At 56.2% G+C, this 25,710-nt stretch carries 24 protein-coding genes and 3 tRNA genes; 11 read left to right on the top strand and 16 right to left on the bottom strand.

Features of this window, described 5'->3' with window-relative positions:
* Positions 1-2: 2 nt before the first annotated feature.
* Together pstB and phoU are read left to right on the top strand one after the other, a co-directional pair.
* Positions 3-764, top strand: a complete 762-nt coding sequence (pstB, locus tag VMS83_RS08680; RefSeq protein WP_325411851.1) for a phosphate ABC transporter ATP-binding protein PstB — start codon at positions 3-5, stop codon at positions 762-764.
* 8 nt (positions 765-772) lie between these two features.
* Complete coding sequence (gene phoU, locus VMS83_RS08675; protein ID WP_325411849.1) at positions 773-1,423, top strand: phosphate signaling complex protein PhoU; 651 nt, start codon at positions 773-775, stop codon at positions 1,421-1,423.
* A gap of 85 nt (positions 1,424-1,508) precedes the next feature.
* On the opposite strand, the gene VMS83_RS08670 is transcribed toward phoU, so the two are convergent.
* Both VMS83_RS08670 and VMS83_RS08665 read right to left on the bottom strand, forming a co-directional pair.
* Positions 1,509-1,895 carry a cupredoxin domain-containing protein gene (locus VMS83_RS08670; RefSeq protein WP_325411847.1) on the bottom strand — a complete coding sequence of 129 codons (387 nt, stop codon included), beginning with the start codon at positions 1,893-1,895 and terminating at the stop codon, positions 1,509-1,511.
* 123 nt (positions 1,896-2,018) lie between these two features.
* Entirely contained in the window at positions 2,019-2,648 is a 630-nt protein-coding gene (locus VMS83_RS08665) for a DUF4352 domain-containing protein (RefSeq protein ID WP_325411845.1), read from the bottom strand.
* 1,159 nt (positions 2,649-3,807) lie between these two features.
* Here VMS83_RS08665 and VMS83_RS08660 point away from each other — a divergent pair.
* Positions 3,808-5,778, top strand: a complete 1,971-nt coding sequence (locus tag VMS83_RS08660) for a PINc/VapC family ATPase (protein ID WP_325411843.1) — start codon at positions 3,808-3,810, stop codon at positions 5,776-5,778.
* A 53-nt stretch (positions 5,779-5,831) separates the two neighbouring features.
* A complete protein-coding gene (leuS, locus tag VMS83_RS08655; RefSeq protein ID WP_325411841.1) occupies positions 5,832-8,612 on the top strand; it encodes a leucine--tRNA ligase in 2,781 nt (926 codons plus the stop codon).
* 251 nt (positions 8,613-8,863) lie between these two features.
* Here the strand turns inward: leuS and VMS83_RS08650 are convergent, their stop codons facing one another.
* Together VMS83_RS08650 and VMS83_RS08645 are read right to left on the bottom strand one after the other, a co-directional pair.
* Positions 8,864-9,385, bottom strand: a complete 522-nt coding sequence (locus VMS83_RS08650) for a YkgJ family cysteine cluster protein (RefSeq protein WP_325411839.1) — start codon at positions 9,383-9,385, stop codon at positions 8,864-8,866.
* A 61-nt stretch (positions 9,386-9,446) separates the two neighbouring features.
* Entirely contained in the window at positions 9,447-9,764 is a 318-nt protein-coding gene (locus VMS83_RS08645; protein ID WP_325411837.1) for a DUF5611 family protein, read from the bottom strand.
* A gap of 35 nt (positions 9,765-9,799) precedes the next feature.
* Here VMS83_RS08645 and VMS83_RS08640 point away from each other — a divergent pair, with 35 nt between their 5' ends.
* The 3 genes from VMS83_RS08640 (at position 9,800) to VMS83_RS08630 (ending at position 11,150) form a co-directional block, all read left to right on the top strand.
* Positions 9,800-10,531 carry a proteasome assembly chaperone family protein gene (locus VMS83_RS08640; RefSeq protein WP_325411835.1) on the top strand — a complete coding sequence of 244 codons (732 nt, stop codon included), beginning with the start codon at positions 9,800-9,802 and terminating at the stop codon, positions 10,529-10,531.
* 6 nt (positions 10,532-10,537) lie between these two features.
* A complete protein-coding gene (locus VMS83_RS08635; protein ID WP_325411833.1) occupies positions 10,538-10,936 on the top strand; it encodes a DUF473 domain-containing protein in 399 nt (132 codons plus the stop codon).
* A 139-nt stretch (positions 10,937-11,075) separates the two neighbouring features.
* Positions 11,076-11,150: transfer RNA gene (locus VMS83_RS08630), tRNA-Arg, on the top strand.
* 124 nt (positions 11,151-11,274) lie between these two features.
* On the opposite strand, the gene VMS83_RS08625 is transcribed toward VMS83_RS08630, so the two are convergent.
* The 11 genes from VMS83_RS08625 to VMS83_RS08575 form a co-directional block, all read right to left on the bottom strand.
* On the bottom strand, positions 11,275-11,745 hold the full coding sequence (locus VMS83_RS08625) for a NusA-like transcription termination signal-binding factor (RefSeq protein WP_325411831.1): 471 nt from the start codon (positions 11,743-11,745) through the stop codon (positions 11,275-11,277).
* Position 11,746: 1 nt separating this feature from the next.
* Positions 11,747-12,040 (bottom strand): 50S ribosomal protein L30e, encoded by a 294-nt coding sequence (locus VMS83_RS08620; protein WP_325411829.1) that lies wholly within the window; start codon positions 12,038-12,040, stop codon positions 11,747-11,749.
* A 43-nt stretch (positions 12,041-12,083) separates the two neighbouring features.
* Positions 12,084-13,259, bottom strand: a complete 1,176-nt coding sequence (gene rpoA2, locus VMS83_RS08615) for a DNA-directed RNA polymerase subunit A'' (protein ID WP_325411827.1) — start codon at positions 13,257-13,259, stop codon at positions 12,084-12,086.
* Between the two features lie 5 nt (positions 13,260-13,264).
* Positions 13,265-15,904, bottom strand: coding sequence for a DNA-directed RNA polymerase subunit A' (locus tag VMS83_RS08610; protein WP_325411825.1), 2,640 nt, complete (start codon positions 15,902-15,904; stop codon positions 13,265-13,267).
* 10 nt (positions 15,905-15,914) lie between these two features.
* A complete protein-coding gene (gene rpoB / locus VMS83_RS08605) occupies positions 15,915-17,729 on the bottom strand; it encodes a DNA-directed RNA polymerase subunit B (RefSeq protein ID WP_325411823.1) in 1,815 nt (604 codons plus the stop codon).
* Positions 17,726-19,294, bottom strand: a complete 1,569-nt coding sequence (locus tag VMS83_RS08600) for a DNA-directed RNA polymerase subunit B'' (RefSeq protein WP_325411821.1) — start codon at positions 19,292-19,294, stop codon at positions 17,726-17,728. The genes rpoB and VMS83_RS08600 overlap by 4 nt, the downstream gene beginning before the upstream one ends.
* 9 nt (positions 19,295-19,303) lie before the next feature.
* On the bottom strand, positions 19,304-19,555 hold the full coding sequence (locus tag VMS83_RS08595; protein WP_325411819.1) for a DNA-directed RNA polymerase subunit H: 252 nt from the start codon (positions 19,553-19,555) through the stop codon (positions 19,304-19,306).
* A gap of 76 nt (positions 19,556-19,631) precedes the next feature.
* Positions 19,632-19,705: transfer RNA gene (locus VMS83_RS08590), tRNA-Lys, on the bottom strand.
* A 73-nt stretch (positions 19,706-19,778) separates the two neighbouring features.
* On the bottom strand, positions 19,779-20,426 hold the full coding sequence (locus VMS83_RS08585; RefSeq protein ID WP_325411817.1) for a response regulator: 648 nt from the start codon (positions 20,424-20,426) through the stop codon (positions 19,779-19,781).
* Between the two features lie 142 nt (positions 20,427-20,568).
* Complete coding sequence (locus tag VMS83_RS08580; protein ID WP_325411815.1) at positions 20,569-21,198, bottom strand: response regulator; 630 nt, start codon at positions 21,196-21,198, stop codon at positions 20,569-20,571.
* Positions 21,199-21,558 carry a roadblock/LC7 domain-containing protein gene (locus VMS83_RS08575; protein WP_325411814.1) on the bottom strand — a complete coding sequence of 120 codons (360 nt, stop codon included), beginning with the start codon at positions 21,556-21,558 and terminating at the stop codon, positions 21,199-21,201.
* Positions 21,559-21,929: 371 nt separating this feature from the next.
* Here VMS83_RS08575 and VMS83_RS08570 point away from each other — a divergent pair, with 371 nt between their 5' ends.
* The 4 genes from VMS83_RS08570 (at position 21,930) to VMS83_RS08555 (ending at position 24,344) form a co-directional block, all read left to right on the top strand.
* Positions 21,930-22,127 (top strand): hypothetical protein, encoded by a 198-nt coding sequence (locus VMS83_RS08570; RefSeq protein WP_325411812.1) that lies wholly within the window; start codon positions 21,930-21,932, stop codon positions 22,125-22,127.
* Between the two features lie 89 nt (positions 22,128-22,216).
* Positions 22,217-22,290, top strand: a tRNA-Pro gene (locus VMS83_RS08565).
* Positions 22,291-22,322: 32 nt separating this feature from the next.
* Entirely contained in the window at positions 22,323-23,177 is an 855-nt protein-coding gene (locus VMS83_RS08560) for a damage-control phosphatase ARMT1 family protein (RefSeq protein WP_325411810.1), read from the top strand.
* A 117-nt stretch (positions 23,178-23,294) separates the two neighbouring features.
* Positions 23,295-24,344 carry an ATP-dependent 6-phosphofructokinase gene (locus VMS83_RS08555; RefSeq protein ID WP_325411808.1) on the top strand — a complete coding sequence of 350 codons (1,050 nt, stop codon included), beginning with the start codon at positions 23,295-23,297 and terminating at the stop codon, positions 24,342-24,344.
* Positions 24,345-24,393: 49 nt separating this feature from the next.
* Here VMS83_RS08555 and VMS83_RS08550 read toward each other — a convergent pair whose 3' ends face one another.
* Positions 24,394-25,695, bottom strand: a complete 1,302-nt coding sequence (locus VMS83_RS08550) for a site-2 protease family protein (RefSeq protein ID WP_325411806.1) — start codon at positions 25,693-25,695, stop codon at positions 24,394-24,396.
* Positions 25,696-25,710: the final 15 nt, after the last annotated feature.

Genomic DNA, 25,710 nt, shown 5'->3' with positions numbered 1-25,710 from the left:
CCATGTCCGCTTCAAGTGTTATTGCAACCAAAAACCTCAACCTCTGGTATAACGAGAAACATGCTCTCCAGGACATCACCATGGAGATTGAAAAGAAGAAGACCACCGCGCTGATCGGTCCCTCCGGGTGCGGGAAGTCCACGCTGCTCCGGTGCTTCAACCGGATGAACGACCTGATCAGCCACGTAAAGATTTCCGGCAAGCTCCTCCTCGACAGCGAGGACATGCTCTGCAACGGGATGGACGTCGTGGCCTTGAGAAAACGGGTCGGGATGGTTTTCCAGCGGCCCAACCCCTTCCCCAAATCGGTCTACGAAAACGTTGCTTACGGCCCCCGTGTCCACGGGATCAACGACAGGAAGGAACTGGACGCGATCGTGGAGAGGAGCCTGCGCCACGCAGCGCTCTGGGACGAGGTCCGGGACCGGCTCAATGATTTCGCCCTTGGCCTCTCGGGCGGCCAGCAGCAGCGCCTCTGCATTGCCCGGACCCTGGCCGTGGGACCGGAGGTGATCCTCATGGACGAGCCCTGCTCTGCCCTCGACCCGATCGCTACAGCCAAGATCGAGAACCTTATCGAGATGCTCAAGGAGGAGTATACCGTCATCATCGTAACCCACAACATGCAACAGGCAGCCCGGGTCAGCGATTACACCGGTTTCATGTACCTGGGCAAGCTCATCGAGTTCGACAAAACGACCACGATCTTCGAGCACCCGAACGAAGACCTGACAGAGAACTATATCACCGGGCGGTTCGGGTGAGGGGAACCATGACTGACAAATTCCACACAGAACTCAAGGACCTCAAAAAAGCGGTCACGGCCATGGCCCGGTTTGCCTTCTCGATGCTGCAGGATTCGCAGGAGGCGTTCATCAACCAGGATGCCGCGCTCGCGGCCACGGTTCTTGCACGCAAGGACCAGCTCCGGGAAAAGACCGTGGCCCTTGAGGAGAACTGCTACCAGTTGATCGCCTTAAACCAGCCCGTGGCAAAGGACATGCGGATGATCGTCTGCTCGCTCAAGATCATCGCGGCATCAGAACGGATCGGCAGGTATGGCAAGTCCACCGCAAAGATTGTCCACGAGATCTCCGGGAAACCCCATATCGCCAACATGATGAGCATCCCCCTTATGTCGGAGTATGTGCTTGCGATGATTGAGGATGCGATCACTGCCTACGAGACAGAAAACACAAGGAAACTGGATGGTTTTTCAGCCCGGGACGATGCCATTGACGCCCTGCGCCACTCCATCTTCCGCGAGGCGATCACCTACATGATGGAGAATCCCAAGACCATCACCCAGGCCACGTATTACATTATTATCGCCCGGTACCTGGAGCGCTGCGCCGATCATGCCTGCAAGATGGCCGAGAATGTCCAGTACATGGAGACCGGCGAACGGATCGAGATCAAGTAAGCAGAGAGCTAGGAAAAGAGCAAATCCCCCCTCATTAGTTCCCCCGGATTCTGATCCGGGAACACCATCTTTTTTCGCAAACGGATCAGGACCGGACAATGACCGTTCCTTTGATCGCCGGATTGTCCGTGCAGTGGTAACTGTATGTGCCGGGGAGGGTAAAGGTGAACTGATACCGGTGGTTATTGGTGAGAGGGGGCGTTGTAAAGGAGTCGGGATCGCCGGGATCGGAGGTGACGGTATGAATGCCCATATCCAGGTTGAGCCACGTGACCGTCACTCCCTTGTCGATCACCATGATCTGGGGGTTGACGCCCCCGCCATTGATCAGGATGGTCGTTTGCGGGGTGTAGAGCGGTGTTGGAGGCACCGAACCCGGGGACGGACCGGAGCAGCCGGCAGCAAATATGAGCGCTACGAAGAGGAGGAGAGCGCCTGCGGCCAGTGCTGCCTGACCGGATCGGACATGCATGGAGTAAGGTTTGTTACCGGATAATAAAGGTTCATGGTTGGGCATGAGGGCTATTGGAGCCAGCCCTGCCTCTGCACCGCGGATGGGAATAGAACGCTGCCGAACGCAAGCAGGGAGACTGCCTTACAGGACAAACGCAACTTCGGTCCTGCCCAGCCCGGGCGCAGCGGTGGCAACGGGAAACGTGTAAAGCAGCCGCATGTCGGTGACGTTCAGCGGGACAATGTAGACCAGATCTGCAAGACGGTTTGTGCCGGGGAGTGCATCGTAGGTGGTCTTGGACTGGATACCCAGCGGACTATAATACGTCCCGCTGGCATCGGTGAGGATGAAGTCTGTTGCGGAGAGGGTATAGATATCCGTAGCGTTAAAATTCTGGATCGAGACCGTAACGGTATAGAACCGCTGGCTGTTGAACTGGTTAATCCCGGGGCGGGCGTCGGTGACCGTGAGCTGGAGGTCACCAACGCGGGCAGGCTGATCGAGTGGGTAGCGAGGAATCGGGGTTGGCGTGGCAGTGACGCCGCTGATGGCAGTTGAGAGGATCTGCCCGCCTGCCATGGAGTAGTGGATAGCCGGGACAAGAATAAAGACCGTCACCAGGATCACAATAGCCACAACGACCACAGGGGCGATATAGGGCCGGAATCCCTGCGGCTCCGGAATGGCAGGCAGTGGCGCACCGCAGTTCATGCAGTGATCGTAGATCGCCGGGTTATCTGTCCTGCACCGGGGACACCGTTTTACTGCCATTCGCCATCACCTCCTCTTCCTGCAACAGTCCGGTCCCACAAAGGGACACACAGGGCACGGAATACGAGACCATCACCCCAGACTACAGCCATGGGCCTGAAGCGTAGATCGGTTGATCGGCCCTGCTTATTGAATTTTCTTTTTTATTCCGACAAAAGAATGATAATTCGGTACCGGCTCCAGCCCGGGTGACAAAAAAAGGAGAAATAATAGGCCTGCAGGTGGGGGAATCGTCCGGTATACCGGAATGTTGATTCCCCCGGGACGGGCCGACTGCCCTTCCCGATCCCTGCAATCCCGCACGACCGCATTATGTGGCGGGCAGGACGTGGACGATCGCCTGGAGAATCGCGATGATAATGTTTAGGAATACAGACCAATCAAACATTTCCGCTCACCTCCTGAGGGTTGTATGAAGGTGTTTTCTCCCTTTTTGATCTTAACACTGGCGATAAGTGAAAAAAAATTTGCAGTTTACTTTTTGGACATGCTCATGAAACCCCATTACCCCTTCCGGCACAAAGTCCATACCGGGAACTGCTACACCCGGCCAGGGCCCGGCAAGAAGCAGTGTACCCTGCGCCCACCCCCCATATACGGCGACCCGATCACTTTTGGATCGTGTGACCCCCACATGGCATTTTACCCGGTTTTGCCGGAATTTATCGTCATAAAAATGACATAATTTTGTAGCTGGTTTTGATCGGGTAGGGAGGGGGTCACATTGGTACAAACTGTAAAATGGTTGCATACGACCCTGCCGGTTCTGCCAAAATCAATAGCCGGGTTCCCTGAAATTTTATGACGTGAAAACCGGATATTGTGGATATGGTCGTCCATGCTGATTATGTACGGAAATTTGTGGAGGAGAGGTAAGGGGTCGCATAGGTACAAAGTGTACAGACATCTTTTAGCGGGAACGATGCGCAGGGAAATATCCCTCCTATCCCGTAGAGTCGCATTTTCTTTAAGATGTGGGTCAGGGAGCCCAAAACCGTGAAGATGACAGGATACATTGAGTGCCCCCGCTGTACTTTTTCTTTACTCTTTCTCCCCCGAACCCCTTATAAACCCCAACGCCTCATAGTATCCGTATCAACGATCTGATCCATCGTTGCATCAAATACAAGAGCATACCATATGAGAGGAGCAATATTTTATGATACTGGTACCAGATACGAGCGTCCTTATTGACGGGCGCATAACATCGATGATAAAAGCCGGTGAATATAAAGGAGCAACAATAATCGTCCCCGAAGCGGTCATCGCGGAACTCGAGGCCCAGGCGAACAACGGACGGGAAATAGGGTTCTCGGGCCTCAGCGAACTCCAGTCACTCTGCAGGATGGCCGAGGAAAAAACGATAGAACTCAAATTCTCCGGTGTCCGCCCTTCACTCGAGCAGGTCAAGCTCGCAAGCGGCGGAGAGATCGATTCGATGATCAGGGGCATCGCCATCGAGAATGCTGCACGGTTCATTACCAGCGACAATGTGCAGGCAGAGGTGGCACGGGCAAAAGGGCTCGATGTCATCTACCTCAAACCACAGATTACTGATTTTGTCCCGCTCGGGATCGACCAGTTCTTTGACGAACATACCATTGCCGTATACCTCAAGGAGCGGGTTCCCCCGTCCGCAAAGAAGGGGACGATCAATGACATGAAACTGGTCAAAATCCGTGACCAGCCGGTGAGCGAGTACGAGCTCCGTAACCTTGCCCAGGAGATCCTCGAACGGGCAAAACGTGACCCGGACGGGTTTATCGAGGTCGAAAAACGGGGCATCACCGTTGTCCAGATCGGTTCCATGCGGATCGCGATCGCACGGAGACCCTTCTCGGACGGTATGGAGATCACCGCCGTCCGGCCCATCGTGGACGTAACGCTGGATACCTACGCAAAGGCGGATCTCATCAAGAAGAGGATTATCTCTGACCGCCGTGGCCTTATCATCGCCGGTTCCCCCGGCGCCGGAAAGACCACACTTGCCCAGAGCGTTGCAACGTACCTCTCTGATAGCGGATTTGTGGTCAAGACCATGGAAGCGCCCCGTGAACTCCAGGTGCCTGACCAGATCACCCAGTACACGATGCTTGACGGGAGCATGTCCAATACAGCCGACGTTCTCATGCTGGTCCGCCCGGACTTCGTGATCTTCGATGAGCTGCGCAAGAGCGAGGACTTCTCGGTCTTTGCCGACATGCGGCTTGCGGGTCTCGGCATGGTCGGCGTGATCCACGCGAACAGCGTCCAGGACGCGCTCCAGCGCTTCTCCGACCGCGAGGACTTCTCGGTCCTCTCGCAGATCATCAACACGATCGTGTTCCTGGAAAAGGGCGTGGTCACCAGGGTCTACGATGTCGGGTTCACCATCAAGGTCCCAGAGGGCATGGGAAGCGAGATGCATATCCAGCCCGTGACCACCGTGACCGATATCGAGACCGGCACCCTCGTGCTCGATGTCTTCCGGTACGACGGCCAGACCATCGTCATGCCGGTCATCCCCGGTACCCCGGCAGCAGCCCCCGCACCCACGGCAAAGGCCGTGCCGGCCCAGAGCGGCCAGCCGGGCCTTCCGGCGGGAAAACCCGGCAGTTCCCTTGCCTCCATCCCCGATGTAACCCCCCGGGCGCAGGCAGAAGAACGGCCCGGCTGGAAACTCAACGAGAAGGAGATCCAGCGCGAGATCGGGCGGTACACGGACGGTGCGGTGGATGTCGAGATGATCAGTGACACCAAGGCTGTGGTGTACATAGACGACAAGGATGTCCCGGCGGCGATCGGCAAAGGCGGCAAGAATGTCTCAGCCATCGTCAACAAGATCGGGATAGGGATCGATATCAAGCCCCGGTCCGACCTCGAACGCCAGCACGCCCAGCCGGCAGCAAAGCCCGAAGGTGAGATCTCACTGGGCGGCGGGATCAAGATCCAGACCGATAAGAAACAACTCGTGATTATCGCCCCGGACCAGAGCGGTAAGATCGTGGACGTCTTTGCCGGCAAGGAGTACCTCTTCACCGCAACAGTGAACGATACAGGCGAGATCAGCCTTGCGAAGAACTCAAGCATTGCGCAGGAGATGCTCCGGCGCTACCAGAACAACGAGACAATCAGGCTCCGGCCGGTATAACCGGAGGAATTTAACGAAGCACGACCCATAATTGGAGAAGAAGGTGAAGGGTTTTGAGCGAATTTGATCTGGGCACATTCGAAAAGGATGCACACGAGCGGTGGTCACGGGCGTTCGAGTCCAACCCCTCTGATCGCGAAAAGTTTTACATAACGGTCGCATTCCCGTACCCGAGCGGTGCCATGCACGTCGGCCACGGGCGTACCTACATCGCTCCCGATGTGATCGCACGGTTCTGGCGGATGCGGGGCAGACAGGTACTTTTCCCCATGGCATTCCACGTCACGGGAGCACCGGTGGTCGGGATCTCGAAAAGAATTGCCAGAAACGATCCGAAAACGGTCCATCTGTACCGCGACCTGTACAAGGTCCCGCAGGACGTACTCGCAGAGTTTACTGACCCGCTGACCATTGTCAAGCACTTTGCGGCCGAGTACCAGCGCGTGATGACCTCCTGCGGTCTCTCGATCGACTGGCGCCGGCGCTTCATCACGGTTGACCCGACCTACAGCAAATTCGTCGAGTGGCAATGGAAGCACCTGTACGAGGCCGGCCACGTGATCAAGGGGGCCCACCCGGTCCGGTACTGCACGGTTGACGAGAACCCGGTCGGGGACCACGATTTACTCGAAGGGGACAAGGCCGAGGTGATCAAGTTCACGCTCGTCATGTTCCACTACGGCGATGCTTTTATCCCCACCGCTACCCTCCGGCCCGAGACCATTCACGGGGTCACCAATCTCTGGGCGAACCCGAACGTGACCTATGTCCGGGCTGTCATCGATGGGAAGCCATGGATCGTCTCGAAAGAAGCCGCAGAAAAACTGATGCTGCAGGACCACACCGTAGAGGTAAAAGAGGAGATCCCCGGAAAGGACCTCATCGACAAGACCGTCACCCACCCGCTCTGCGGCACTGTCCCGATCCTCCCGGCTGATTTCGTGGACCCCGATATGGCGACCGGCATGGTCATGAGCGTGCCTGCCCATGCCCCGTTTGATTATATCGCGCTCCGCGACCTCCAGCAGCAGGGAAAATATACCCAGATAAAGCCGATCCCGTTGATCAAGGTCGAGGGCTATGGCGAAGTCCCTGCCCAGGACGCAGTGGAAAAAGCCGGCATCCGGCACCAGATGGACAGCCGGATGGATGCTCTTACCCAGGAGATCTACTCCGCGGAGTTTTCAAAAGGAAAACTCTTCGAGAAGTACGGCGGGAAACCGGTCCGGGTTGCCCGGGAGGATGTCGCGCAGGAGATGTGCGAGAAGTACAGCTCGGTCGTTATGTACGAGTTCGACCAGCGGCCTGTTGTCTGCCGGTGCGGGAACAAGGTCAAGGTCAAGATCCTCCACGACCAGTGGTTCCTGAAGTACAGCGATCCCGCGTGGAAGGAGCAGACCGGAGCTCACATCAATGATATGGCGCTCGTCCCGCCCGAGGTCCGGGCCGAATTCGACCGGACCGTGGGCTGGCTCAAGGACTGGGCCTGCACCCGGCGCGTGGGACTGGGCACCCGGTTCCCGTGGGACCCGGCCCAGCTGATCGAGCCGCTCTCCGACTCGACAGTCTACATGGCGTATTACACGATCGCCCACAAGATCCGCGAGATTGATCCCAAGCTCCTCACCCCGGCAGTCTTCGATTATATATTCCTCGGGAAGAAGTCGCCCGACCTTCCCGAAAAGAAGAAGCTGGACGCGATGAGGGAGGAGTTCCTGTACTGGTACCCGTATGACTACCGGTTCTCGGCAAAGGACCTGATCAGCAACCACCTCACCTTCCAGATCTTCCACCATGTCACGATTTTCCCCAAGGACAAACTCCCGAAAGGGATGGTCGTATTCGGCATGGGTCTCCTGAATGGCGCCAAGATGTCTTCCTCGAAGGGCAACGTCTTCCTGCTCGAAGATGCCGTGAGCGAGTTCGGGGCCGACACGGTCCGGATGTTTTTGACCGGCAGCGCCGAACCCTGGCAGGACTTTGACTGGAGAAACGAGCTCGTCCTCTCCACGAAAAAGCAGATCGAGCGGTTCTACTCGACCGTTATGGAGATCAAGGACACGGGCGGTGAGCCGCAGGATATCGACCGCTGGTTGATCAGCCGGCTCCAGGAACACATTGCCAAGATGACTGCGGCGCTCGAGAACTTCCAGACCCGGCAGGCGCTCCAGGAAGCATCGTTTGGGATCGAGACCGACCTGAAGTGGTACCGGCGCCGGCTGCCCGGGAACTGCGATGGCAGCAGGGATCTGACCACCCTCTGTTCGGTCTGGACCCGGCTCCTTGCACCTTTTATCCCCTTCACCTCAGAGCACCTCTGGAAGGAGCTCGGCAACAAAGATCTTGTCTCATTTGCAGATTGGCCGGTGGCGGATAAGAACCTGGTCAACACCCGGATCGAGCTTGCGGAAGAACTCCTTGCCCGTACCGTGGAAGATGTCGAGTCCATTAAGAAACTCATCCAGATCACACCCAAGTCCATCACCATTGTGCTTGCACCCGAATGGAAGCACGAGGTCTTCAAGACCATCGCAAAGTCCAGCGACCGGAACACGGTGCTCAAGGAGATCATGAAGGATGAGAACATGAAGAAGCGGGGCAAGGAGGCCACCGATGCAGCCAAGCAGTGCACCACGCTCATCCACCGCCTGCCCCCGCATGTGGTCGCCCCTCTTGCACAGGAATCTGTGAATGAGCGGGCAGTCTTCGAATCGGCCCAGGCATTCCTCGAACATGAGTTTGGAGTCCCGGTCCACATCGCTGATGCGGAGTCGAGTGGTCATACCAAGGGGGCCACGGCACTGCCGTTCAAGCCGGCGATCGTGATCGAGTAAGATTCTTTTCTTATTTTTTACAACGGGTGTGTGCTTTAGAAGATACATCAGTTGATCGCGCATAAAACAGAACGAGGGCTCTCCGCCTCAGGGCCCTTCATGGGGCACGGCAGGGCAAGGGGGTTGCTGGAAACTTTTTCCGGCACTTACTTCCCTCAAAAATGGAGCGCGAAGAGGGAGGCGGTGGTGGCGAGGGAGTATAGTCAGGAAAATCCCTCGGTCTCCGTTAAAAGAGATCACCTATCGCGCCATCACCGATTCCCGCCTTCCACCATCTCCCCTCTGTACCCATGCCCGGCAAGGATCGTACAAACCCGGCTTACCCACGCAGGATCGCTGCAGGGAGTTGCCGGGCCGGGCTGGGGTTTGACTTCTTCATTCCATAGACGTGCAAGCACAGGATCCGAGGTCTGGATATCCGTCCGCCCCACCATCCGGCCCACAGACTGCCCCATGGGATTAAAGATCACCATGTGGTAGCACCGGAACTCCCGACAGAGCCGGGGCCGGGTGGGGTAAATAGCGCAGACCTGCCCGGGGCCGTTCGGGTTCCGGCGCTGGAAGATACAGCCCGGCCGGGAGGCGGCGGAACCTGATGCGAAGTCTTCATCGATCTCTTCCGCGAACTCCGGTGCCACGTGCACCGGGAAGACCTCGCCGGTAATCGTATTCTTGCAGTAATAGTCCTGCTCCGAGAGCTGGCGCTCGATTTTAATGTACGCGCCAATGCTTGTGCAGCACTTCCCACAGTGATCGCAGACAAAAGAGACCATGGAAACCGGTAACGAGCCGCCCCGAACATACAGGAAGCAAAAAAGTGCGCGGAGTGGAGGCTTATTCTCCTTCTACACTCTTTGCCCGCTTCACCCGCTCCTTGGTGGAAAAACCGGTAACCGCATCCAGGAACTTCCTGAAACGCTTGTTGGTATCGATAATCACTTCATCGTTCACCGAGATGTCGGATTCGGTGTCAATCCGTAAGGTTTTCCCTCCGGCGCCGGGGATTGCCTCCAGTCTTTTTAAGGCACCGTACCGGATCCGGTATGCATTTCCGGTCTTCTCCGGCTCGACCCCGAAACAGGTTTTGAGCTCTGCGGCAACGCGTTGTTCGAGATCTTTGGTGAGGCCTCGCTTGATGGGGTACTCCTGCATACTACTTTTTTAGGTAGTGCGTGTATGTTAACTTAATGACGACAAACGCATCGCAGGACCTCACAATCTATGCCAACCCGCCGCCCGGAGAAGGCACCGCGGTACTGATGGGGTTCCCCGGGAGCGGGCTTGTCGGTACGATTGCCCTCCAGTACATGGTCGACCAGCTCGAGTTCGATCTCGTGGGCACCATGACCTCCCGGTACTTCCCCCCGCTTGCCATGATGAACAAGGGCGTGGTCAACGATCCCGTCAGGCTGTATATGAAAAAGGATATCGCCGCCATCGTTGCCGATATCCCCATCCACCCCATGATCTGCTACGAGATCTCCACCGGCATCCTCGACTGGCTGGCCCCCCTCAGGCCAAAGGAAGTGCTCACCATTGCCGGGATTGTCACCAACGAACCGGAAAAAAGGGTCTTTGGCGTGGCGACAACAACCGAGGCATTAACGAGAATCCAGGATCACACGCTGATCCTCCCCATCGGGAGCATCTCGGGGATCGCCTCCAGCATCCTGACGGGCTGCAAGATCCGGAACATTCCCGGGTACGGCCTCCTGGGCGAGACCGTGAATGCGCCCGATCCCAGGTCCTCCGCGGCCACCATCGAGGTGCTCAACAAGATGTACAACCTCGGGTTGGATGTCAAGCCGCTCCTTGAACAGGCCGAGGAGATCGAGCAGAGCATGCATCGGATCTCCGAAGAGGTCCAGCAGTCCGCTGATGATACAACGCCCAAAAAAGATCTGCCAATGTACGGGTGACCTGTCATGAAGTGTGCTGCATTAACCGGAATTTCGCCAGACCTGATCCGTGACCTCCGGTCAGGACGACCGCGCACCATCGAGATCCAGAGCACCCAGAATATCGTGACCATAGCAAACGTTGAGCCCGGGCCGGATGTCCAGATCTTCCTGACCTCCACCGATGCGGAAGACCTGGGACCGGGAGATTCGGGTATCTGCGTAGATCTCCTCTCGTCTGCCATCTCCATGAAGCGGATTGTGGAGTACTCCCAGGGGAACTATTATGAGGAGAGGGAACGGATGTCTGCCCGGGTACAGGTGAAGTACTGCTTCTCTTCTGTGGTCCGCGAGGTCTTCCGGGAGAAGATCTATTCCCCGACCGCGGTAGAAGTGCTCAAGTCGTCGTGTTACCATGCCGGCTGATGGCCGGATAGAGTTCTCCTTATTTCCCCCCATAGATCTCCATCCTTATGGGTGGCATGGTACGGCCAAAACGGCCCCTAGGGCTTTGGAGAGAACGCAGATTAATTAGCCCGGAAAACGAACATAAGAGGCACTGCGAGGGCTTGTGGCTTAGCCTGGACATAGCGCCGGGCTTCTAACCCGGATGTCGAGGGTTCAAATCCCTCCAAGCCCGTCATCCGTTTTTACCATAGTACTCTGGAGATGAATTCTCAGGAGCGCGGGCTCGATACAGGTGCGGACTCTGCCAGATTAAAAGGGTTAACCCTGCGCTAAAAACGCGGAAAGGGAAAAAAAGATTACTGCTCGGCAGGATCTGGTGCGCCATCCACCGGTTTCTGGAGGATCTGCACATCAACGATATTGTGCTGCCGCAGGGCTAGTTTCTTTGCCTTGAAGATGTTTTTACCGTCCTTACCGATCGCAATACCCCGGTCCTCGTCGCGGACCTCGACAGTGGCTGCCTGTGCACCGGGTTCTCCGGTAAAGACAATGCTGGTGACCTGTGCGGGAAGGAAACAGTTCTTTAAGAACTGTTCAGGGTTGCTGTTGTATTCCACCACCTCGATCTTCTTGCCCATCACTTCGGATGCCTTCTTGATGGAGGCTCCCTTTTTGCCGATCGCAAGCCCCATGTCCCCGGGGTTGACGACAAAGATGAGCCTCTCGTTCCGGTCATCAATAACACAGTCGCGGCTTCCCGCGCCGGTCAGCGACTCGAACTGGGAGATCAGGCGCATGCAGTCTTCGGTCAGTTTGACTTCGACCATATCATGCCGTCCTCTTTAAGGAGAGAATATCTGACTCGCCGGGGCTGACGATCGCAAGGGTGCTCACCATGAACGGCTTACCGCAGGCCTTGCCGAGCGCCACGCTTGAGCCCTCAAACGTGTGGATAAAGAGGTTTTCGTACGAGCCAAGCTGTTTTTTAAAGTTCTCCGGGCAGTTTGCCGCAACGACAACCATCTGGGCTTTGCCCTCTTTTATGCATTTTTCCGTGTTGTTCTGACCGAGAATAACATTTCCGGTCTTGATCGCTCTTCTCAATGAAGCATTAAAATCCATCTGCAATTCTCCTTGAAAGGGGGTTGGTTTTTTTAAGTGGTCTTTAGTTATCACGCTGTTTGGCGACTGCTACGAGCCTGACATCGCCGGTGCCCAGCTGAATGGGCTGGCCGACGATAACATTCTCGGTGACACCGCTCAGTTCATCGGTCTCGTTTGCGACTGCGGCATCCAGCAGGTGGTTGACGGTCACTTCGAATGCGGCGCGGGAGAGCACACTCTCCTTCTCGCCGGCAATACCGTGACGGCCGATCTGCTTGACCTCGCCTTCCATGCACATCATATCCGCAACGAGCATGATGTGACGGACATCCACGAGGATACCCTGCTCGTTGAGGGTAGACTGCGCTTCGTGGATGATCGCATTCCGGGCCGCCTCGATACCGAGTACCTGGGCGATCTCACTGATGTTGTTGGTGCGGGTCCGTGTGGTGTCCACACCAGCAACGTCAAAGACATCTTTTAGGTTGGATCCTTCAGTATAAAGTATATACTCCCCGGTCTCCTTCCTCACGACGACACGGAGGATGTCGTCAATGCCCTGCACGATAACATTGCGCACATGTTCGGCCAGCTGGAAGAGGTTCTGGTAGCTCTCCCGGTCCTTCGGTGTAAAGGTGAGGGTGGCCTTGGCCTCATCGATGTCATGCTCAAAGTCGCGGTAGTGACGGCGGTCGCGGATCTTCTTGGGCGCCACGTCCATGATCTCCGAAGGGGAGATCTTGCGCTTTTCGCAGACCTTGATGTTGAGGTGAACGACGACCTGCATGTTCTCCATGTCGGTGGTGATGTCCCCGAACTCATGGAGCGGTGCCGCCTCGATCTGCCAGCTGACCTCACGCGCCCTGTCCCGGTCAATGCCGTACTCGGGTTCGAGGTAGACGGTCATGGTCGGGGTGCTGGGCTCTTTTCGTGCATCCATAATCTCGATGAGCCGGGGCAGGCCCAGCGTTACGTTGATTTCAGCGACACCGGCATAGTGGAAGGTACGCATCGTCATCTGCGTGCCTGGTTCCCCGATCGACTGAGCAGCGATCACACCGACCGCCTCACAGGCTTCGATACGGGTGGAGAGGTACTCTTTGACGACCCGTTCGAGGACCTCCTTGAACTGTGCATCAGTGATATCCTTGTTCTCAAGGAAGGTGCGCAGCTGGTCCTTGGTCTTCTGGGGAAGATCGGCTGCCTCAATCTTCTTGTCGTATTTGTCAGCAACCATGATCTTCAGACCTCCTCTTTGAGCACTGCTTCGACGATACCTTTGACATCGACCGGGTCACCAAATGCACTCTTGGTGGGGTCGGTGCTGTCCTCGCCGTACTGGAACTGGATGATCCGGCCGCCTGTGGTCCTGACCGTGCCATCGTAGGCAACCTTGAGGTCCTGCAGCGCATTGATCATCCGGCGCTGGAGGTACCCGCTCTGGGATGTACGGACTGCCGTATCCACGAGACCTTCACGGCCACCGATTGCATGGAAGAAGAACTCAGTCGGGTTGAGGCCGCCCTTGTAGCTGTGCGCGATAAATCCATGTGCATCAGCACCCCGGTCACCCCGTTTAAAGTGCGGGAGGGTACGGTCATCATACCCACGGACGATACGTTCTCCACGCACCGATTGCTGGCCGATACAACCTGCCATCTGGGTCAGGTTCAGCATCGAACCACGGGCACCGGAGACTGCCATCACGACAGCGCTGTTCCCGAGACCAAGGTGCCGGCCTGCAATCTGACCGGTCTGGTCACGGGCTTTCCCGAGAACCTGCATGATCTGCATCTCAAGGGTTTCCTCGACAGTACGCCCGGGCATCGGTTCGAGCTGTCCGTCCTCGTAAATCTTGATCCTGCGGGAGACATCGAGTGCGGCATTATTCAGCACATCATCGATCTGGCCGTACTCGGTCTTGGAGAGGTCTTCGTCATCGATACCAAACGAGAACCCGTCAATCATGATCCCGCGGATGGAGAGCTTGGTCACCTGGTCGATGAACTCCGCGGCTCGCCGCATGCCGTACTGCCGGATGATACGGTTGACAATCTGCCCGTCGAATGCACCGATTGCCTTCTTGTCGATGGTTCCTGATTCGAGCTTGCCTTCAATGATCCGTACATAGGCATCGCGTTCGCAGAGTTCCTTCTTGCAGGTGTCGCAGTTCTGACAGGAACTGGCCTTGAAGACCATGTTGAGCGCGGTCGGGAGGATTTGCGAGAATACCTGCTTGTTGCTCCAGTACTCGACACCCTTGTCGGCCTTGCCGGCAGGGGGCATATGCTCGATTTTGGCAGGCTTTAACAGATAGAGCGCCTCTTCCTTGGTGAACCAGCGCATGTCATGGGTCAGCATGAAGATGCCCGAAATGTGGTCGTGGATGCCTCCAATGATCGGGCCGCCGAACCGTGGCGAAAGGATGTTCTCCTGCACGGAACAGAGGATGGATGCCTCTGCACGAGCCTCCTCGGTCTGGGGAACGTGGAGGTTCATCTCATCACCATCGAAGTCGGCGTTGTAGGGCGGGCAGACTGCGGGGTTGAGCCGGAAGGTCCGGCCTTCCATGACCTTGATCCGGTGCGCCATAATGCTCATGCGGTGGAGCGAGGGCTGACGGTTAAAGAGCACGATGTCGCCATCGCGGAGCTGGCGTTCGACCGTCCAGCCCGGCTCGATCATGTCGGCGACCGTATCAAGGTTGTCCGCACCCAGGCGGAGGCGGCGGTTGTCCGGCCGTATAACGTAGTTTGCGCCACAGGGTGCATTGACATCGGGCCGGAGCGGGCCGTTTCTCGCGATCTGCTTGAGTTCTTCGATATTGTACGAGGTGACCCGTACGGGAATCGTCATCTCATTTGCAACTGCACGCGGAACACCCACTTCCATAACGGATAAGTTGGGGTCGGGCGAGATGACGGTACGGGAGGAGAAGTTCACACGCTTACCCGAGAGCGAACCGCGGAACCGGCCATCTTTTCCCTTGAGTCGCTGGGAGAGGGTCTTAAGCGGCCTGCCGCTGCGGTGGCGGGCCGGCGGGCAGCCGGCGACTTCATTATCGAGGTAGGTGGTGACGTGGTACTGGAGCAGTTCCCAGAGATCCTCGATGATCAGCTGGGGTGCGCCGGCGTCCTGGTTCTCCTTGAACCGCTGGTTGATACGAATGATGTCCACGAGCTTGTGGGTGAGGTCATCTTCTGACCGCTGCCCGTTCTCAAGGATAATGGACGGTCGCATCGTGACGGGGGGAACCGGGAGCACGGTCAGGATGGTCCACTCGGGCCGGGCGACCTTCGGGTTGATGCCGAGCGGGATGAGGTCCTCGTCCGGGATCTTTTCCAGGCGCGCGCGGATATCGGCGGGCGTGAGTTTATGTTCTACCTTCTTGCCATCTTCGACCATGACTTCCGAGAATGTGGTTGGTTTCTCGAAGTTGATTTTGAGCTGTTGTTCGCCGCAGTGGGGGCAGACGCGCTCCTTTTTCACATCCTTCTCTGAGATCTGATCGCCGGTAAGATCCTCGTCGGTCCCGACCACTTTTTCGACCTCATCCGGGGAGAGGAGCAGCCGGCCACAGGACCGGCAGGTAACACGCAGGAGTTTTCTTATCAGCCGTGTATAGCCGACATGGATGACCGGCTTGGCAAGCTCGATGTGCCCGAAATGTCCCGGGCAGTCACTTGCCTTCTGGTCGCAGGTCTTGCACCGGAGCCCCGGGTCAATGACCCCGAGGTTGAGGTCCATGAGACCCTGGGGATACGGGAAGCCGTCATCATCATAGGTATCCGCCCAGATGATCTTCCTGACACTCATCTCCCGGATCTCCTTGGGGGAGAGCAGGCCGAACTCGATTTTTCCAATTCTCTTTGGGCTTGGCATGACGCACCTCCTATACGACGTCCTCTAATCTCAGGCGGGGTGCAATCCCCATGCTCTTCATTTCATCCAGCAGAAGCTTGAACGCGTAGCTCATCTCGACCGGGTAGATGTCGGTCTCATTCCCACAGGCAAGGCACCGGGTCATGTTGCGCTTGCGGTCGAGCATCGCCACCATCCCGCAGTGAGCACAGACATATTCCTGCACCTTGTCCGACTCGTCAAGCAGCCGCTCCTTTAAGGCCATGGCGGCACCGTGACCGATCATGACATCACGCTCCATTTCACCGAACCGGAGACCTCCTTCACGGGCACGTCCTTCGGTCGGCTGGCGGGTGAGCACCTGCACCGGGCCGCGGGACCGGGCGTGCATCTTGGAACTGACCATGTGGTACAGCTTCTGGTAGTAGATTACACCGATGTAAATATCGGCCTTGAACGATTTTCCGGTAATCCCGTCGTACATCACTTCGCGGCCGGTGTGGGAGTACCCAAGGCTCTTCAGTGATGCACGGAGATTTGCTTCGCTTTCGCCGCCAAACGCGGTCGCGTTGATCCGGCGGCCTTCAAGCGACCCGACCTTGCCTCCGATCATCTCCAGCATGTGCCCGATGGTCATACGGCTCGGGATTGCGTGGGGGTTGATGACGAGATCAGGAGAGAGACCACTCTCGGTAAAGGGCATATCTTCCTGACTCGCAATCAGGCCAATGACCCCTTTCTGCCCATGTCGGGACGCAAACTTGTCGCCGATCTCCGGGACACGGAGGTCGCGGGTGCGGACCTTGACGAGTCGGGAACTGTTTTCTCCTTCGGTAATGATGACCGTGTCGACGATACCATGTTCGTTGCTCCGCATGGTCACCGAAGTGTCGCGGCGCTTCTCTACGGCGATAAGCTCACCGGAGGGTTCTTCGAGGAAACGGGGCGGCGAGGTCTTGCCGATCAGGACATCTTTCTCGGCAACGATCGTCTCGGGATTAATTACACCATCCTCGTCAAGGTTCTTGTAGGATTCGGCGCCGTGGGCTCCGCTTACATCCTCATCAGGAACCTCGATCCGGTCGATCTGGCCACCCGGGTACCGGCGTTCTTCGCCTTCGTAGGTTCTGAAGAAGTGCGAACGCCCAAGGCCGCGGTCAATCGAGGCCTTGTTGAAGATAAGCGCATCTTCGATGTTGTAGCCTTCGTACGAAAGAATGGCGACCACGAAGTTCTGCCCGGCAGGCCGGTCATCCGATCCGATCAGTTCTGATGTCTGGGTATGGGTGAGCGGCTTCTGCACATAATGGAGCAGGTGGCCCCGGGTATCGGGGCGGAGCTTCATGTTGGCCGCGGCAAACCCGAGTGCCTGCTTGACCATCCCTGCACCCATCGTGACACGCGGGCTGGCGTTGTGCTCCGGGAACGGAACATGCGCCGCGCCGATACCAAGGATAAGCGAGGGGTCGATCTCGAGGTGTGTGTGCGCCGGGGTGATATCGGCAGGGTTCATAGCGATAAGGAGGTCTTCTTCCTCCTCGGCGTCCACGAACTCGATCATGCCCCGCTGCACGAAGTACGAGAAGTCGACCTCGCCCTTTGCAAGCTTTTTGAGGTCCTCATCGGAGATCAGGCTTTTACCGTCCTTTAAGACAATCAGAGGGCGGCGGGCGCGGCCCCGGTCGGTGAGCAGGATGACATCGCCGTTAAACTCCTTGAGCGAGACGTTGACCTCAGACGAGATGGCACCCTGCCGGCGCATGGACCGGATGTTCTCTACAAGGACCTTGGGGTCATCGACAAGGCCGATCAGGGCACCGTCGACAAATACGCGTGACTTCTTCATCGGACCTCACCCCGGATGTGTTCGACATTGAGCGAGTGCAGGATGCGCATGATCTCCTCTTCATCATTGACACCCTTACTGATCTCGACCATCTGCGCGAAGTTCTTCACCAGGCCACAGTTCGGACCTTCAGGGGTTTCACTGGGGCAGATCCGGCCCCACTGGGTCGGGTGCAGGTCACGGGCCTCGAAGTGAGGCTGGGAGCGCGAGAGGGGGGAGATGACACGGCGCAGGTGAGAGAGCACGGCCATGTGGTCAACCCGGTCCAGGAGCTGGGAAACACCGGTCCTTCCGCCCACCCAGTTACCAGTGGCAAGCGGGTGGAGCAGGCGCTCGGTAAGCACATCGGCCCTGACCGCAGTAGCAATGGAAAGGTCACGGTGCCGCATGCTTGCCCGCTCGAGCTGGTACTTGATATCCCGGGTCAGGCGGTTGAGCGAGATCCGGAAGAGGTCCTCCATAAGGTCGCCGGCAAGCTTGAGTCTTTTGTTGGAATAGTGATCCTTGTCATCGATCCTGCGCTTGTTCAGGACTAGGTCAAAACAGGCCTCTGCCATACGGCCGAGGAAGTGGGCCTTGGCAAGCCTGACCGAGGCAACGGCCTCGGCATAGCCCTCGTCACCTTCCTTAAGGGTGGAGGGCAGCGCATAGTTGAGGTGCGGGAGCAGGTAGTTGTCCAGCACGAACTCGGCGCGCTTCTTCTGGTAGTCCTTGGTCTGGTTGGGAGCAAGTTTCTTGCCCACGTACATGACACCGCCCTCGACCGAGTCGCACTCGCTCTCTTCGAGGTTCTGCATCATGAAGGTGAGGATGTCCTCATCGGTCGAGACCGCGTTCACGACCTCCTGGTCATTGGTCATGCCCAGGGCCCGCATCAGGTCCACGAACTTCAGGTGTCCTGCCACCGAGGGGAACGAGACCTCGAGGAGGTTCTTTTTGTTTCGCTCGACCACAACGAGCGCACGGTAGCCGCGGAACTGTGAGAACACCTTTGCAACATAGATCCGCTCGTTGTACCGCTCGGTGAACTCTGTCATGATCTTGTTGGAGGCAAGGTCCTCCAGCGTCATAAGCACGCGCTCGGTACCGTTCACGATGAAATAGGCGCCCGGATCAAACGCGTCTTCCCCGTGGGAGACACGCTCGTCGTCGCTCATGCCATACAGGTTGCAGGCAACCGAGCCGACCATGATAGGCAGCTGCCCTATAGTCGTGACAATCGGCTCCTGCCGGTCCTCTCCATGGACAAGGGTTAGGCCAAGCTGGATAGGTGCCGCGTAGGTGAGATTGCGCAGGCGCGCCTCGCTTGGGTACAGTTCGCCCTGCGACCCGTCCGCCTCGCGCACGAGCGGCTTTTTCACCTCGATGTTGCCGAGCTCGACCCAGACCGGGTCGTTGTTCCGGCCCCGGTTCTCGATATCGGTCTCGATGATCTTCTGCTCGTTGACCACTTTCTGGAGATTTTCTGTCAGGAAATAGTTAAAGGAGTCAAGCTGGTGGCGCGCAACATGCTCCCGTGCAAAGTATGCCCTCGATAAAACGCTTCTGTCAATCAGATAGACCAACCCCGGCCCTTACTTTTTGGGTCTCCTGATAACAAGTCGGTACGCCTCGGCCCTGCCGGCGGTATGACTCTTCCGGATAATCCGTATCACGTCATCGACTTTCGCATCGATCGCCTTTACTGCAGGATCGTCATGGTAGATTTTGGGTAATTGTTCAGTAGTAATATGATAGCGGGAGAGCAGTGCAGATACCTCCTCCTCGCTCATGAGCTGGTGATCCGGCACCATTATGTGGCTCAATACATTCAGTTTGGTGCTCAAGGAAAAACCCCCTTAACATTGAAACGATTGCCTCTCAGATGCATCACCGCAAAAGATCCACGATTGGTCGTGGTAACGGGCCCGGAGGGATTTGAACCCCCGACCACCTGGTTAAAAGCCAGGCGCTCTACCGAACTGAGCTACGAACCCTGTGGGACAAGATGTACAGCATTATAACAATGCCAGAAAAATATTTAAAGTTAACCCCTATTTCTCTCCGGCTTTAGTTTTCGCGATTATGACCAGGCATTTTCTCGAGCTGGGTTTCAATCTCCCTTAACCGCCGCTCCTCGCGATAGATCTTAACCTCGAGATCCCGGATGGCATCGTAATCTTCTCGGGGAATCTCCTTGCCGGCAATATCCATCCCGCTTGAGGCCCGGAGAACCGCAAGCAGGTTCCGGTCCACCTCGGTATTTTTGTGGAGTGCGGTGTATTCGTCAATAACAGCCGTATCAAGGCCTTTATCCTGGGCGGCGAGCCGCTTGACGGACAACTCACTCCTGCGGGAGAAGATACGCTGGATCGAATCGAGAAGCTGTGCGGGGCTTACCGGTTTTGAGACAAAATCATCAATATTCACGCTGTGTTCCCGGGCTTCTGCAGGGGTAATCTTCTTAGCCGAGAACATGAGCACCGGGATGTCCTTGGTTGCCGGGTTCTCACGGATCTTTTCCAGCGTCTCCCAGCCATCCATCGGTTCCATCATGATATCGAGGAGGATGAGATCCGGGGTCACGGTTTTGAGAATAGAGAGGCATTCATCGCCACCATTGGCAGAGACCGGGGTGTAACCTTTGCGGGTGAGAAGAGCGGCAAGTCCATCCACGATGAACGGGCTGTCATCAACAATCAGGATTGTCGCGTCCATACGGGATCTCCATTATCCGGGGATATACAGGCAGGATACATCATGACCTGCAGGAGCATGGTTTCAATGCCACATCATGATTCTTTGGATGCAATGCTATTCAAATGTTTATGCACACTGCCACGTAACCGGATGCGGGTAATCACTGGATCTTCCCGGCCAGTTCTCCTTTGATCTGCTGGAGCCGGGCCTCCTGGAACTTGATATTGGTATCCATATTTTTCAATGCCCGGGAGATATCGTCACTGATGCGGACTTTCGCATCGTTGAAATTATAGGTAGTTTCGAGAATTTTCATCAGGCGCTTGTTGACATCGATACTTTTCGAGAGCAGGGCATATTCATTGACAATATCAAAATCAACGCCGGACTGCCGGGCCCGGTCCATATCGGTCCGGAGGGTCTGCCGGCGACCGAGCACATGCTCGATCGCATCGTACAGCTCGCGGTGGGTGATGGGTTTGAGGACATAATCCTCGATGAAAATCCCGTACTCCTCGGCCTCGGCCGGGGTCAGCTGCTTTGCGGTGAGCATAAGCACCGGGATGTCCTTGGTTGCCGGGTTCTCCTTGATCTTCTCCAGAGTCTCCCAGCCGTCCATCGGCTCCATCATGATATCAAGGAGGATAAGGTCCGGGGTTACGGTCTTCAGAATTCCCAGACATTCTTCCCCGCCATAAGCAGCAACAGTGCGATATCCCCCCCGTTCGAGCATCGTAACAAAGACATCAACGATAAAGGGACTGTCATCCACAACCATAATCGTATACATTTACATCACCCGCCCGATCTCTGCAGCAACGGCATGAATCCTCAGACATGCATCTTCCTGAGGCACATCACCCTTGAGGAGCGCTGCAATCAGAAAATGCTCCCCGGCGCCCATCACAAGAATAGAAGAATCTGTTCCCCGTACAGACACCGTGGCAAGAGATTTCATACCAATGAGGTTTCCCGCGGACTCAGCAGATGCAAGGATCGTCGCAGCAAGAGCACCAAACCAGGGTTCGTTAAAGTCACGATCAAAATATTTCCCGGCAATGATACCGTCACGTGACACCAGGGCGCATGCGGTCACCCCGTCAACAGCCCGGATTTTTTCAATAAATGCCGCGATTTTGTCCTTTAACATACGCATGGCTCCTGCTGTGCATTATCCGCTGTATTTCATAATACCCGATGGCTCCTTATATACATATCTTTTTTATTTCTGACCAATTTCATTCAATGATATGAAAGTATTCCCCGTCCTGAAGGATCCGGGAAATTTTTTACCATCACAATGTTGTTTTTTAAAACGATCCTGCCCTGCATCAATATTCCACCGTACGCAGGAAGATCGGGCCGGACAAGGGAAATTCTGTTATAGGAAAAGAGGGAAAACACTGTACCTGCCAGAACAGGATCATGAGGTACGGGGGCGGGGCTGGATGTCCTGCAGGAAAAGATCGTTTTCCTGAGGGTAATTATTAATCCGGGAGGACCTCCGGCGGGAAGGAGTACATGGCATTTGAAAGTTACATGGTTGTTTTATTCGGTACAGTAATTGTAGTCCAGCAGTTCATCATGTACCTCATGTACGTCCGGATCAGGCAGCTCCTTACGGAGATCAATGCAATCGAAGGGAAGATGAGGATCACCGATCATGAGCTCGACACGCTGATCCAGAAGGTCGAGGATTTCAAGCGCAGCAGCCTTTAGACCAGAATTTTTTCCACCCCATTGTAGTCTATTCTCCATTTTTTCGAATAACAAGATACATATGGAATATGAGCCAATGTTATCACCGCGGGGCCATAGGGTAGCCTGGCCATCCTAGGAGACTGGGGGTCTTCTGACTCGCGTTCAAATCGCGATGGCCCCATTTTTGATTATTTTGTTGTATGGTGGTGTACCGTGAGGATTACGGACTCCTGCATTGACTGCCTGATCTCGCGTGTGGCACTCGAATGCAGTCTGGTTGGGGCAGATCCCATAACGACCCAGCAGACCCTGGCTTCCTGCCGCGACCTGTTGCTCTCCCTGAAAGAGGAGCCGCTGAGCCATCCGCAGATCGCAAGCAGGGTCCACCTGCACGCATACAGGCTGCTCAATACATCCGATCCGTTCCGGGAACTTAAGATTACAGGCAATGCAGAGGCCACCAGGGTCTGCCGTGAGGTCAGGACCGGGCTGTCCACATTCCGTGACTATGTCCTGGCCTCAGTCATCGGGAATACCTTCGATTATGGGGTCAAGGGGCATACCGTTACGGACGATTTTTCCGCGTTCTTCCGGCAGGAATTTGCAAAGGGTCTGGTGATCGATGATACAGACCGGATCCTCCCGCTTACCAGCAGGGTGGTTTATCTGAGCGATAACTGCGGGGAGATCGTCTTTGACCGGCTCCTGATACAGTACCTCAAATCCCGGGGTTCCCACATTACGCTGGCAGTAAAGGCCCGGCCGGCGCTCAACGATGCAACCCTGGAGGATACAAAGATGCTCGGACTTGACCGTATGGTCGACTCCCTTACCACGAATTGTGAGAGCGCCGAGATTGGGCTCTGTCCCGAGGAGGCACCACTTGCCCTCCGGGACGCCCTTGCCCGCTGCACGGTAGTCATAGCAAAGGGCATGGCAAATTTTGAGTCCCTTTTTGAGCGCTGCGACCTCCCTCCGGTGGCTTACCTGATGGCAGCAAAATGCCAGCCGGTGGCGCACGAGGCCGGTGTCCCGGTAGGTTCCAAGATCGCGATGCTCCGGGAATAATCTTACCGGTCATATTCTCCCCTTCAAACCAAATTCCGGGATTCCACTCCAGTGTTTGATACAAAACCTCAATACCCTCTCCTGCAAAATGCACATACCAGGAAACGGGATTCGGCCATGAGGGGAAAAATTGGTGTGCTGACCGGCGGCGGGGACTGTCCCGGTCTCAATGCAGCGATCCGGGCGGTGGTCCGTACCGCGATCGTCCATGGATACGAGGTGATCGGGATCCGTAACGGGTGGCAGGGCCTTATTGCAAACGATACCCGCCCCCTAGAGGATCATTCGGTCTCCGGGATCATCTCCTGGGGCGGGACAATCCTCGGAACCTCCCGCACAGATCCGGTAAAAAATCCGGAGAATTTCGAGACCATCAAACGAACGCTTGATACACAGGGTATTGGATCTCTTGTGGTGATCGGAGGTGATGGCACGCTCAGTGCAGCATATGAGGTATCCACCCGGGGCGTCCGACTTGTGGGGATCCCTAAAACGATCGATAACGACGTTTTCGGGACAGAGGTCACCATCGGGTTCGATACTGCAGTCTCGATTGTGACCGAAACGATCGATCGGCTCCATACCACCGCAGAGTCCCACCACCGGATCATGGTGCTGGAAGTGATGGGGCGCCAGTCCGGCCGGCTCGCGCTTGCGGCCGGAATGGCCGGGGGTGCTGACCAGATCCTTGTACCGGAAGTGCATGTTTCCATGGACGAGGTCTGTGCCTCTCTTGAGGCACGGTACCGTGCCGGGAAAAAATTCTCGATCGTGGTGGTAGCAGAGGGAACACGCCATGAGGATATCGCCGGGACCACAGTCCCTGCCTGCGACAGGGACGAATGCGGTCATGAAAAATTCGTCGGGATAGGAAATTTCCTGGGAAAAGAGCTGGAGCGGCGCCTCGCGATCGAGACCCGGGTGACGGTACTCGGTCACGTGCAGCGCGGCGGGAGCCCGACCGCACAGGACCGGGTTCTTGCCACGCGTTTCGGCATTGCGGCTGTAGAACAGATACTCGAAAGCAATTTCGGCTGCATGGTCGGGTTGCAGGAGGGTCGTATTGCGCCGGTAAGCCTGGGATCGGTGGCAGGCCGGACGCGGGGACTTAAACCCGAAGAGTATGCGCAGGCATTCATCGTGGCCGGACTCACGGGAAAACGATGATTCACCGGGGTGTTAATATCCGGTTCCCCCCGGCCCCCGGATGCGGGACTTACATGTGCTGCAGTGTCGGGAGAAGGAACAGGGAGATCAGTACCACGATCATCAGATAGCTGACGGCTCCCACGATATACCCCGAATACCTGATGAGCCCGCGCCGGTCGAGCAACCGGTCGATCCCTTCCTTGAAGATATACCCCCCATCGAATGGTAGCATCGGAATGGCATTACAAAGGCCGACCGTGATATTAAACCACGCACACCAGAAAAGGATCTGGACAACAAACCAGTACCCCGGAAACGGGACGCTCCAGGCAACCGCATTTGCCGAATCATTGACCAGGATTAAAAACTGCCCCCACTCAACGGGCGAGAGAATAATATAGATAGGGATCGCCAGCATAATAAAAAAACCAAGAGGGCTGGCAAAACTGCTGAAGACCTGCTTTATCCCGCCGGCATCATAGTATGTCACTCCCATGAATCCGCTCTCCCTCTGGCTCATGTTCTGGGGCCATGAATCCAGCGTAAGGGCATGCGAGGAGAGAGTCCCGTCTTTCTCCGTTACGATCACCACCTGATCTCCGGGCCGCGTGGTATTGAGGATCGATGCAACATCAGTCTCGGTAGCCACCGGGACACCATTGATACTAGTGATAACCGAATCCGGTACGATCCCGGCCCGATCAGCGGGATAGTCTTTGTATACGGAATTAATCAGGGGTGTCTGGAGGGGAACCGCGAAACCGAGAAGCAGGATAAGCAGGAGAAAACAGGCTAGGCCGGCTACCATATTGTTCGTGATCCCCGCACCCAGCATGCGGATCTTTGGCAATCCATGCAGATTCTCAAACTCTTTCTCATCCGGTTCGACAAAGGCACCGATGGGGATTACGCACCAGAGAATACCGATAAAACTGACTTTCAGTTTCTCCACCCGCGCCAGGAACGCGTGGCCGAATTCATGAACCACGAGGGTAAATACGAATGCAAACCAGACAGCGACGGTAAACGGAATGAACTGGTTTACCCCTGGAATGGCAAGAAAATTCCTGACATCGTTGACTGCGGTGGGGGCCGGATGGTACACCATGCTGAGATACAGGGAATAAAAGAGTGTACCCACCATCGCGACCGAGACCAGAATGACCATGACCGCGCCGAAGGTGCCATAGACCCGGAAAAACCGGTGGAACCTCGTAAGGCGGTCAAAAAAACCTACACGCCGGCTCCGGATCGCCATAACCGGCCCATAGAAAACAATGGTGTCAGTCCAGAGTTTTTTCCGGAAAATAAAATATGCGACGATGGCATAGACTGCCACAAGGGCAATCAGGATCACGAGCCAGTCCATCTGTACTTCATGGAC

It is taken from the genome of Methanoregula sp. (genome assembly GCF_035543475.1).
In the GTDB taxonomy this organism is placed as follows: domain Archaea; phylum Halobacteriota; class Methanomicrobia; order Methanomicrobiales; family Methanospirillaceae; genus Methanoregula.
Note: the sequence above shows the minus strand (reverse complement) of the source record. Positions and strands in the feature narration are given on the sequence as shown.

Coding starts and splice junctions, on each gene's coding strand:
- pstB (WP_325411851.1), top strand. CDS start 3: ATGTCCGCTTCAAGTGTTATTGCAACCAAAAACCTCAACCTCTGGTAT.
- phoU (WP_325411849.1), top strand. CDS start 773: ATGACTGACAAATTCCACACAGAACTCAAGGACCTCAAAAAAGCGGTC.
- VMS83_RS08670 (WP_325411847.1), bottom strand. CDS start 1,895: ATGCATGTCCGATCCGGTCAGGCAGCACTGGCCGCAGGCGCTCTCCTC.
- VMS83_RS08665 (WP_325411845.1), bottom strand. CDS start 2,648: ATGGCAGTAAAACGGTGTCCCCGGTGCAGGACAGATAACCCGGCGATC.
- VMS83_RS08660 (WP_325411843.1), top strand. CDS start 3,808: ATGATACTGGTACCAGATACGAGCGTCCTTATTGACGGGCGCATAACA.
- VMS83_RS08650 (WP_325411839.1), bottom strand. CDS start 9,385: ATGGTCTCTTTTGTCTGCGATCACTGTGGGAAGTGCTGCACAAGCATT.
- VMS83_RS08645 (WP_325411837.1), bottom strand. CDS start 9,764: ATGCAGGAGTACCCCATCAAGCGAGGCCTCACCAAAGATCTCGAACAA.
- VMS83_RS08640 (WP_325411835.1), top strand. CDS start 9,800: ATGACGACAAACGCATCGCAGGACCTCACAATCTATGCCAACCCGCCG.
- VMS83_RS08635 (WP_325411833.1), top strand. CDS start 10,538: ATGAAGTGTGCTGCATTAACCGGAATTTCGCCAGACCTGATCCGTGAC.
- VMS83_RS08625 (WP_325411831.1), bottom strand. CDS start 11,745: ATGGTCGAAGTCAAACTGACCGAAGACTGCATGCGCCTGATCTCCCAG.
- VMS83_RS08620 (WP_325411829.1), bottom strand. CDS start 12,040: ATGGATTTTAATGCTTCATTGAGAAGAGCGATCAAGACCGGAAATGTT.
- rpoA2 (WP_325411827.1), bottom strand. CDS start 13,259: ATGGTTGCTGACAAATACGACAAGAAGATTGAGGCAGCCGATCTTCCC.
- VMS83_RS08610 (WP_325411825.1), bottom strand. CDS start 15,904: ATGCCAAGCCCAAAGAGAATTGGAAAAATCGAGTTCGGCCTGCTCTCC.
- rpoB (WP_325411823.1), bottom strand. CDS start 17,729: ATGAAGAAGTCACGCGTATTTGTCGACGGTGCCCTGATCGGCCTTGTC.
- VMS83_RS08585 (WP_325411817.1), bottom strand. CDS start 20,426: ATGGACGCGACAATCCTGATTGTTGATGACAGCCCGTTCATCGTGGAT.
- VMS83_RS08580 (WP_325411815.1), bottom strand. CDS start 21,198: ATGTATACGATTATGGTTGTGGATGACAGTCCCTTTATCGTTGATGTC.
- VMS83_RS08575 (WP_325411814.1), bottom strand. CDS start 21,558: ATGTTAAAGGACAAAATCGCGGCATTTATTGAAAAAATCCGGGCTGTT.
- VMS83_RS08570 (WP_325411812.1), top strand. CDS start 21,930: ATGGCATTTGAAAGTTACATGGTTGTTTTATTCGGTACAGTAATTGTA.
- VMS83_RS08555 (WP_325411808.1), top strand. CDS start 23,295: ATGAGGGGAAAAATTGGTGTGCTGACCGGCGGCGGGGACTGTCCCGGT.
- VMS83_RS08550 (WP_325411806.1), bottom strand. CDS start 25,695: ATGGACTGGCTCGTGATCCTGATTGCCCTTGTGGCAGTCTATGCCATC.